Source organism: Kitasatospora sp. NPDC038210, from assembly GCF_055600605.1.
The window spans coordinates 45,475-53,779 of record NZ_JBVJYK010000037.1; the positions used below are offsets into that span (position 1 = coordinate 45,475).

Here is an 8,305-nt window from a genome sequence, read left to right on the forward strand (position 1 = left end):
GTGCTCATCGTGCTCACCCGCCCAACCGGCTGAGCCGCTCGCCGACCTGCGCGGCGGTCGGCCGGAGCAGCTCGTCCACCAGCAGCCCGTCCGCGAGCAGCAGCACCCGGTCCGCGTAACCCGCGGCCACCGGGTCGTGGGTGACCATCACACAGGTCTGCCCGTCCACGTCGACGCCCGCGCGCAGCAGGTCGAGGATGTCGTGCCCGGTCGCCCGGTCGAGCGCACCCGTCGGCTCGTCGGCGAAGAGCACCTGCGGCCGGGCGACCAGCGCCCGGGCGATCGCCACCCGCTGCTGCTGGCCGCCCGACAGCTGTCCGGGCCGGTGCCGCTCGCGTCCGGCCAGTCCGACCCGGGCCAGTGCCTCCCGCACCCGGTCCCGCTCCGGTGGCCGACCGGCCAGCCGCCCGGGCAGTTCGACGTTCTGGGCGACGGTCATCGCCGGCATCAGGTTGAAGGCCTGGAAGACGAAGGCCATCCGGGTGCGGCGCAGCTCCGCCAGCCGTCGCTCGGGCAGCCCGGACACCTCGGTGTCGCCCCACCGGACGGTGCCCCGGGTCGGCCGGTCCATCCCGGCCAGGCAGTGCAGCAGGGTCGTCTTGCCCGAGCCCGAGGGCCCCATCACCGCGGTGAACGTCCCCGGCTCGAAGGCCACGGACACCCCGTCCAGTGCCCGTACCGCCGCCGTGCCGCGCCCGTACTCGCGGTACAGGCCCTCCCCGCTCAGTGCCGTGCCCGTCGTCCTGCCGTGCGCCGCCGGGGCGGCGGCTGTCGTCATCCCGTTCATGCCCTCCATCCTGGGCAGCGGGGGCCGGGGGATCGATCGAGCTGGCCCCCGAATCCGGGGTTCGGTTAACCGAACCCCGCAGGCAGGGGGCCGAGGACGGGCGCTACGTGCTCGCCGGCCGGCTCCGGCGCTGCCAGGACGACTCCGGCTGCGGGGCTCCCCGAGCACGTGGCAGGCGAACGGCGGGGTCCTTGCCGAGGACGGCCCAGAACAGGGCGTGGGAGCCCAGGTCCATGGCCCTCGGGCAGGGGTGCCGTCCCGTCGGGCAGCGGGCGGTCCGGGTCGGCGCCCTCCTCGACCAGGAGTTCGGCGAGCGCGTGGTCGAACCCGTCCACGGCGGACCACAGCAGCGGCCGTCCGTCCACGCCGCAGGCGTCGGGATCCGCTCCCGCGTCGAGTGCCGACCGCACCGCGTCGACATCCCGTGCCCGTACTGCCGCCGCCAACAGCCCGTCCGCCGTCATCCGCTCCCCTCGCGCCGTCCCACCACCGCCGCCGCGGACCGCGTCCTCACCGCCGGGGCACTGCCACGCACCCGGCGCACCCTGACCCGGCCGGAGCGGAACGGACCCGCCGATTTCCGCCCCGCGCTCCCCGCCACGCGCCCCACGAGGAATCATGAGCGGGTGACCATCGACCTGCTGCCCGGCCAGGGCGTCCGATTGCCGGAGCCGCTGCCCGAGTTGCCCTTCGGCCTGACCGAGACGGCGGTACGGGCGCTGCTGGCCCCGCACGACGGGCTGCTGCCCGACGGCGTGCGGAACACCTTCGTCTGCGGCACCCGTTGGGCGCTGGCGTTCCAACTGCCCGGAGTGAGCGTCACCCTCTGTTCGGACGACGACAACCGGCTCCGCAGTGTCACGGTCAACCGGAACCCGGGCGACGACCGGCCTGCCTGCCCGGTCGGCTACCTCGGGATCGACCTCCTCGGCTGGCCGGCCCACGAACTGGTAGAGGCGCTGCGCGCCGAGGGCCTGCCGGTGCCCGATCCCACCCGCGGCACCCTCCGCCACGGGCCGCTCCACCTGTGCCGCCACCCCGCCCCGCGCCGACCGTCCGCACCGGGCCGCAAGCCGCGCCACGAGGAGCCGTTCGCCTTCGACTGCGTCTCCTTCCACGTCGACACGTGGACCACGCGAACCGAACCCGCCGAGGCCACCGGATGACGACCCCGCCCCTGCCGCAGCCGACCGGCACGGCCACCGGTCCGCACGACGCCGCCTTCCTCCCCCGTCTGCAGTTCGCCCTGCGGCGGTCCGAGCGGCCGATCACCGCTCCCGTCCCCAAGCTCGGCGGCGACCCCTGCTGGCCGGCCCAGCCCGCCTGGCCGCTCTCGCCCCGCACCGGTGAACCGCTGGTGTTCGTCGGCCAGTTCGCCGTCCCCGGCGAGGACCGGCGGCTCGCCCTCCTCTTCCTCGCGGCGGACGGTGGCCTGGACGGCCCCATGGGCGGGCTCGACCCGGAGTCGGGCGACGCCGTGCTGCTCGTCCAGCCGGGCGGCCGGATCCCGCCCTTCGCCGTCATCGGCCCACCCGGCACCCGCGGCCGTACGCTGTGGCGCCTCGACCCCGCCGGGAATGGGGACGGGGACGGCAAGGGCAACGGCAACGGGACCCCGGTCGAGTTCCACCTCGACCTGGTGCCGCTGCCGGGCGACCTCGACCGGTCGATGGACGAACGTGCCGCCTTCCAACGGCACTTGCGCGGCGAGGGCCCCGAGGTCCGGTTCCCGGACGGTGGCCACGTGCACGACCACGTCGGCGGCCTCCCGTCCTTCCCGAGCGGCCGGGCCGGGGTCCCCGCGCCGTGGCGGTTCTTCTTCGCCCTGTCGGACGCCCCGTACCCGGACGATCCCTACTTCCTCGACTTCGGCCACGGCGACGGCTTCGGCTTCCTCAGTCCGGACGGCCTGGAGGGCCGCTTCCACTGGGACATCCCGTGACCACCCCCGCGACCCTCCTCTCAGCCCCGGGAGTCAGCATGACCACCACCCCCCTGACCGTCGCGGTCCTCGGACCAGGCGGCGTCGGCGGACTGATCGGCGGACTTCTCGCCCGCGACGGGCACCGCGTCGTCTGCCTGGCGGGCGAGCGGACCGCCGCCGTCCTCGCCCGGGACGGACTGCACGTCCGCAGCGGGCAGTTCGGCACGTTCACCGCCGAGGTGGAGGCCGCCGCCGAGCTGTCCGAGCCGGTCGACGCCGTCCTCGTGACCGTCAAGGAGACGGCCCTGGCAGCTTCGCTCGACCGGCTGCCGGCGGACGTGCTCGGCGCCGCGCTCGTGGTGCCGCTGCTCAACGGCCTGGACCACATGGCGGTGCTGCGCGAACGCTACCCGGCCGCCCGGGTCGTGGCCGGCACGATCCGGGTCGAGACCACCCGCACCGCGCCCGGGCGGATCGAGCACACCAGCCCGTTCGCCGCGATCGAACTCGCCGCACCCTCCGGACCCACCGAACCCGCGACGCCCGACGCCTCCGCGACGCCCGACGCCTCCGCGACGTCCGACGAACTCCGCCGATCCGTCGAGGAGTTCACCGAGCAGCTCCGGCACGCCGGCCTGACCGTGACGCTGCGCGAAGACGAGACGGCGATGCTGTGGAGCAAGCTCTCCTTCCTCGCCCCGCTGGCGCTGCTCACCACCCGCCACACGAGTGACGTCGGCACCGTGCGCACCGAGCACCGGCCCGAACTCCTCGCCGCGTTGGACGAGATCACCGCCGTCGCCCGGGCGGTCGGCGCCCCGGCCGACGCGCAGGTCCTGCTCGCGGTGGTCGACCGCGCCCCCGGGGCGATGAGGTCCTCGATGCAGCGGGACGCGGAGGCCGGCCGCCCGACCGAGCTCGACGCGACCGGCGGCGCCGTCCTGCGGGCCGCCGCCGCGCACGGGGTCGCCGTCCCGACGCTCGCCCGCCTGGTCGCCGAGCTGTCGGAGCCCGCCGAACGATGACGGGCCCGCGCCGGGCGCCTCCTGCGGCAGCAGCGGGCGCAACGGGCGCGATCCGGGTAGGAGTCGCGGCATGACGCCCTCCGAACCCGACAGCGCTCCCGCGTGGGACCGCATCGAAGCCTTCCTCCTCGCCCACGACGCCGACCGGATCCCCCACCCCGGCGGCACACTGCTGGCACATCTCCACCGCGTGGCCGGCCTGTTGGCGGACTGGTGCTGCGACCCGGCCGTCCGGGCCGCCGGGCTCTGCCACGCCGCGTACGGGACCGACGGGTTCGACCACGCCCTGCTGGGGCTCGACCGGCGCGGCACCCTGGCCGACCTCGTCGGCCCCCGCGCCGAGGCGCTCGTTCACCTCTACGCGAGCTGCGACCGGGCGGTGGTCTACCCGCGGCTGGGCGTCGACGAACCGGTGGTGTTCCGCGACCGGTTCACCGGGGCCGATCACACGCCGCCGGAAGCGGACCTGCGCGCCTTCCTCGCCCTCACCGTCGCCAATGAACTCGACGTCCTCGCGCACAACGCGGACCTGGCCGCCCGTTACGGACCGGGCCTGTACGAACTCTTCGCCCGCGCCCGCGCCCTGCTGCCGTCCGCCGCCTGGCGGGCCTGCAGCGATCTCCCCGGACGGCACACCACCGCACCTGAGGAGCGGAATTGACGCTTCGTCATGACCGTTTCCCAGGCCCGAGGTTTTGCCAACCGTTCATCCGCCCCGCCGGAACCACCGTACGGCACAACGGCGTTGTCCATGCCGGGAGGGATAGTGACATGACAAGGAAGCCGTACCGTCCGGCCGCCGCCGCTCTCGCGGTGCTCATCGCGGCCCCGTTGTTCACCGCGTGCAACAGCGCCGACCAGGCCATCGACTGCGGGAAGCGCGCGGTCAGCCTCGCCGGCGACGTCCAGGACCTCACGGACGCGGCGTCCAACGTCGGCCAGATCGCCGACGACGAGCGCCGCCGGCGCACCGTCGACGCACTGAAGAAGGTCGTCGACGATGCCAAGAAGATCCGCCACGACGGCGGGGACAAGCTCGATGCCGCCGCCGACAAGCTCTCCAAGGCCGTCTCCGATGCCATCGACAAGGTCAACGACAACAAGCAGCCCGACTTCGGCGCGATCACCAGCGCCGCCGCCGACGTGACCAAGGCCTGCGCCGGGGCCTGACCACCCCGGTCGTCCTGACCCCCTGACCGTCCGAGTGCACCGCGCGCCCCACCGGTACGATCCACCGCTCCCGGCCCGGCCCGGCTCCGGGCCGGGAGCACCCGGCACCACCGGCCGCACCCGGCGCCCCCGTCCGCCCCGCGCGACCCCGGTCCGGCCGCGCCCGGCTACGTCTTCGGTGAGCGTGGACGGCTTCGAACAGGACGGGCAGAAGGTCGTCGCGCACTTCTCCGACGGCTCCTCCGGCACGTTCGACCTCTCCGTCGACGCCGACGGACAGGGATCGCGCATCCGTCGAGCGATCCTCCCTGCGGACGCCGACCCGTACCGGCCGATCGGCATCCGCATGGCCTACTGGTTCGTGCCGCGCACAGCGTCCGACAGCAACATCCGGGACACCTCCATGGTTCCGGGCGGCCGCCAGATCATGCGCCGAAGCCACAACCCGACCGAGACCCTGTACTTCGTGATGCGGGCCGAGTCCGCGGAAGCCTGGGCGATGATCTCGGTCGCCCCGGACGACGACATCGGGCACGCCGTCGACCTGATGCGCCGGCACGCCGTGCGCCGGCTGCCGGTGCTGGACGACGGCCGGGCGGTCGGCATGGTCTCGCTCGGTGACCTCGCGCTGGAGCGGGACCCGGACTCCGCGCTCGCCCGGATCAGCGACGCGGCCCCCGGCGCCTGAGGGCCCGGTGCCGGGGCTCGCACCCGGCGAGGAGTACGCGGGCCCGCCGCACCGCGAGCCGTCCACCGTCGACCCGCCGCCCCGGCCCGGCCGCGGCGGCCGCGCGGGGCCGGGGCGGCGGGTCGAGGCTCTGCCCGAACCGGAGCCCGGCCACCACGACCGGCGGCCGAGCCCGAGGACGAGGGAATCCCGGGCCTCCAGGACGGCTCCCCGGCGCGGCAGTGGTCCCGGACCGCTGGGCCGCCCTGACCGGCAACGCCAGTGCGGCGTGCGGGGTGACGCCGAAGCGTTCCATCGTGATGCCGATGGCCAGGCCAGTGGAGTGCCGCCGGCCGAGCAGGTCGGCCACGGCCCGGTCGCGGCCTTCGCGCGCGTCCGTGGGGGCCACCTCCATGGGGTTCGGGGGTGCCCGGTGGGGCACCGGGGGACCCGTCGGCTACCCGGCGGCGGTCCCGCCAAACGGCTCCCGGGCTCCCCCGGACGTCATGTCCGGGCTGCCGGAGCCGTGCAGCCCGTAGACGGCGAACGCCCGGCCGATGACCGGCTGGGCGACGTTGCGCACCCGCACGCCGCCGGCGGTCAGGCCGCGCTCGGTGCCGAGGTGGGCGTGCCCGTGCACGGCGAGGTCGGCGCCCGCCCCGTCGATCGCCTCGGCGAGGAGGTAGCTACCGAGGAAGGGGTAGATCTCGGGCGGCTCACCCGCGAGGGTGTCCGGTACCGGTGCGAAGTGGGTCAGGGCGATCCGCACGTCGCACCGCTCGGCGGCCAGCCGGTCGAGGCCGGCCCGCAGCCCGTCCGCGCACTCCCGGCTGTGCCGGATGAACGCCTTCATCTCCGGCTCGCCGAACTCGCCGCCGCTGCGGCCCGCGAACCCGCCGCCGAAGCCCTTGGTCCCGGCCACGCCGACCACGCCCCCGCCCACCGGGACGCTGACGCAGTCGCGCTCCAGCACCCGGACGCCGCGGGCCGACAGGATCGCGGCCACCTCGTCCGGGCAGCCCGCGTCGTGGTCGTGGTTGCCCAGGACTGCGATCACGGGAACGGTCAGTCCGCCGGTCTCCTCCGCCACCACGACGGCCTCCTCGGGGAGGCCGTGCCGGGTGAGATCGCCGGCCAGCAGGAGCATGTCGGCGAGGTCCGCGAGGGTCTCGAAAGCCGGCCGCAGCAGTCCGCGGCTGTCGGGGCCCAGGTGGATGCCGCCGACGGCCGCAACCCGGATCACGGGAGGTCCTCGATTCCGGTCGGGGCCCGGCCGTCGGTCAGCGCGATGTCGGTGTGCACCACCAGCCCGGCCAGCACCTGGGCCGCGATGCGCTCCACGGCCGCACGGCGCTCCGCTGTGGACACGGTCCCACACACGGTGACGCGGGCGCCGTGGGCCTCGATCCGCAGCCCGAGTTCGCCGATCTCGTCGTCGGCGAGGCGCTCGCGCAGGTGCGCGACCCGGTACTCGGTGTCGTCGACGCTCGTCATGCGCCGGCTCCTTCCGGTTCGATCACCTGGAGCCGTTCCAGGAGGTACAGGAACGCCGCGGCCATCGGCGCGTCGCCGCGTTCGGCGCGGACCCTGGCCCAGTCGATCTTCTCCCGCAGCGGCCGCACCACGGCCAGCACGGCCCCGAAGTCGCAATGGTGCTCGGAGAAGGCCGCGAGGAGGCTGCTGACCAGGTCGGTGGCGGCCAGCACCGGCATGTGCACGGAGTCCACCGGCAGCACCTCGGAGCGGTCGAGCAGTTCGGAGGTGACCGGCCGTTCGGTGAGCTCAAGGATGAGGTCGACGTCCTGTCCCAGGCACCGTGCCTTGATCAGCCAGTCCTCAGGCGGCAGGTAGACCTGGAGGCCCGCCGCGCGCAGGCTCCGGGTGACACCCTCCGCGTCCTCCCGGCGGATGCAGAAGTCCGCGTCGTGCTGGAGGCGCACCACCGCGCCGTGCGCGTAGGCCGCGACACCGCCCGCCAGCGCGAAGGGATGGCCCCCTGGCCTTGAGCAGGGAGCCGATGCGCTTGGCCGCTTCCAGGATCGCCTGGGTGCGGTCCGGGGGCAGGCCCTCCGGGGACTCATCGAACGGCCGGTCCTCGGTACGGGGCCGCGCCGTGGGCGGCGGGAGGGGGTGTTGGGACAGGTGGTCCATGGCGGCCTCCTCGGCCTTGCGGGTCGGCAGGCGCTCCCGGCGCCCACCGGCAACAGGGCACCGCACATCACTCCGGGCGGAGGGGCCGCTCGGACAGCGCCGGCCGGGGCCGTTCAGGGCCTCGGCCACGATCTGCGCGATGCGCGTCAGATCGGCCATCCCCGCCGCGTTCGTCCTTCGACTGCCTCCGCCGCGTGGCGGTCGGGCGTCATGGCGGGCGCGCGCCCGTGCCGTGGTGTGAACACTGCGGTGTAGGTGGCCGCGCCCCGCACGCCGAGTGACCGTCGGGAGCCCGGTCACCCCCGCGTGTCTACCCTGATCGGTCGGCGACACACCCCGGCTGCGGCTTGACCGGTCCCGGTCCGGCAGCGTCCGTTGATTCAGGCCGGGGCCCCGGTGGTGTCGGGTTCCCGGTGGGGCCCGCCGAGGTCGACGTGGTGGTCCCAGTCGGGGTCGGCGAGCGTATCGGGGTCGCCGGACCAGCCGGGGGCGTCCTGGTCCTCAAGCTGCTCGCGCAGCCGGGTCAGGGTGGCGGCGAGCAGTCGGGAGACGTGCATCTGGGAGACGCCGATCCGGTCGGC

The 8,305-nt window shown here is 74.9% G+C and carries 9 protein-coding genes and 2 pseudogenes; 6 read left to right on the forward strand and 5 right to left on the reverse strand.

All coding sequences use genetic code 11. From position 1 onward, the window contains the following. Window positions 1–13 precede the first annotated feature (13 nt). A complete protein-coding gene (locus ACZ7KX_RS39075; RefSeq protein WP_470330706.1) occupies window positions 14–778 on the reverse strand; it encodes an ABC transporter ATP-binding protein in 765 nt (254 codons plus the stop codon). A 242-nt stretch (window positions 779–1,020) separates the two neighbouring features. On the opposite strand from ACZ7KX_RS39075, the gene ACZ7KX_RS39080 reads away from it, so the two are divergent. From ACZ7KX_RS39080 to ACZ7KX_RS39105, 6 genes are all read left to right on the forward strand, one after another. Beyond that, window positions 1,021–1,953: a hypothetical protein gene (locus tag ACZ7KX_RS39080; RefSeq protein ID WP_470330695.1), complete on the forward strand. Its 933-nt coding sequence runs from the start codon at window positions 1,021–1,023 to the stop codon at window positions 1,951–1,953. Beyond that, complete coding sequence (locus tag ACZ7KX_RS39085; protein WP_470330696.1) at window positions 1,950–2,729, forward strand: hypothetical protein; 780 nt, start codon at window positions 1,950–1,952, stop codon at window positions 2,727–2,729. The genes ACZ7KX_RS39080 and ACZ7KX_RS39085 overlap by 4 nt, the downstream gene beginning before the upstream one ends. A 38-nt stretch (window positions 2,730–2,767) precedes the next feature. Beyond that, on the forward strand, window positions 2,768–3,736 hold the full coding sequence (locus ACZ7KX_RS39090) for a ketopantoate reductase family protein (RefSeq protein WP_470330697.1): 969 nt from the start codon (window positions 2,768–2,770) through the stop codon (window positions 3,734–3,736). A 70-nt stretch (window positions 3,737–3,806) separates the two neighbouring features. After that, window positions 3,807–4,397, forward strand: a complete 591-nt coding sequence (locus ACZ7KX_RS39095; protein WP_470330698.1) for a DUF6817 domain-containing protein — start codon at window positions 3,807–3,809, stop codon at window positions 4,395–4,397. Between the two features lie 110 nt (window positions 4,398–4,507). Continuing rightward, window positions 4,508–4,906, forward strand: a complete 399-nt coding sequence (locus ACZ7KX_RS39100) for a hypothetical protein (protein ID WP_470330699.1) — start codon at window positions 4,508–4,510, stop codon at window positions 4,904–4,906. 184 nt (window positions 4,907–5,090) lie between these two features. Beyond that, complete coding sequence (locus ACZ7KX_RS39105; protein ID WP_470330700.1) at window positions 5,091–5,594, forward strand: CBS domain-containing protein; 504 nt, start codon at window positions 5,091–5,093, stop codon at window positions 5,592–5,594. Window positions 5,595–6,030: 436 nt separating this feature from the next. Here the strand turns inward: ACZ7KX_RS39105 and ACZ7KX_RS39110 are convergent, their stop codons facing one another. From ACZ7KX_RS39110 to ACZ7KX_RS39125, 4 genes and pseudogenes are all read right to left on the reverse strand, one after another. Then, on the reverse strand, window positions 6,031–6,816 hold the full coding sequence (locus ACZ7KX_RS39110; RefSeq protein WP_470330701.1) for a metallophosphoesterase family protein: 786 nt from the start codon (window positions 6,814–6,816) through the stop codon (window positions 6,031–6,033). Beyond that, window positions 6,813–7,067 (reverse strand): BON domain-containing protein, encoded by a 255-nt coding sequence (locus ACZ7KX_RS39115; protein ID WP_470330702.1) that lies wholly within the window; start codon window positions 7,065–7,067, stop codon window positions 6,813–6,815. Before ACZ7KX_RS39115 ends, ACZ7KX_RS39110 begins: the two co-directional genes overlap by 4 nt. Continuing rightward, window positions 7,064–7,724 (reverse strand): annotated as a pseudogene (locus ACZ7KX_RS39120) (nucleotidyltransferase family protein). The gene ACZ7KX_RS39115 and the pseudogene ACZ7KX_RS39120 overlap by 4 nt, the downstream one beginning before the upstream one ends. A 380-nt stretch (window positions 7,725–8,104) precedes the next feature. Next, window positions 8,105–8,305 (reverse strand): annotated as a pseudogene (locus ACZ7KX_RS39125) (hypothetical protein); the annotation flags it as partial.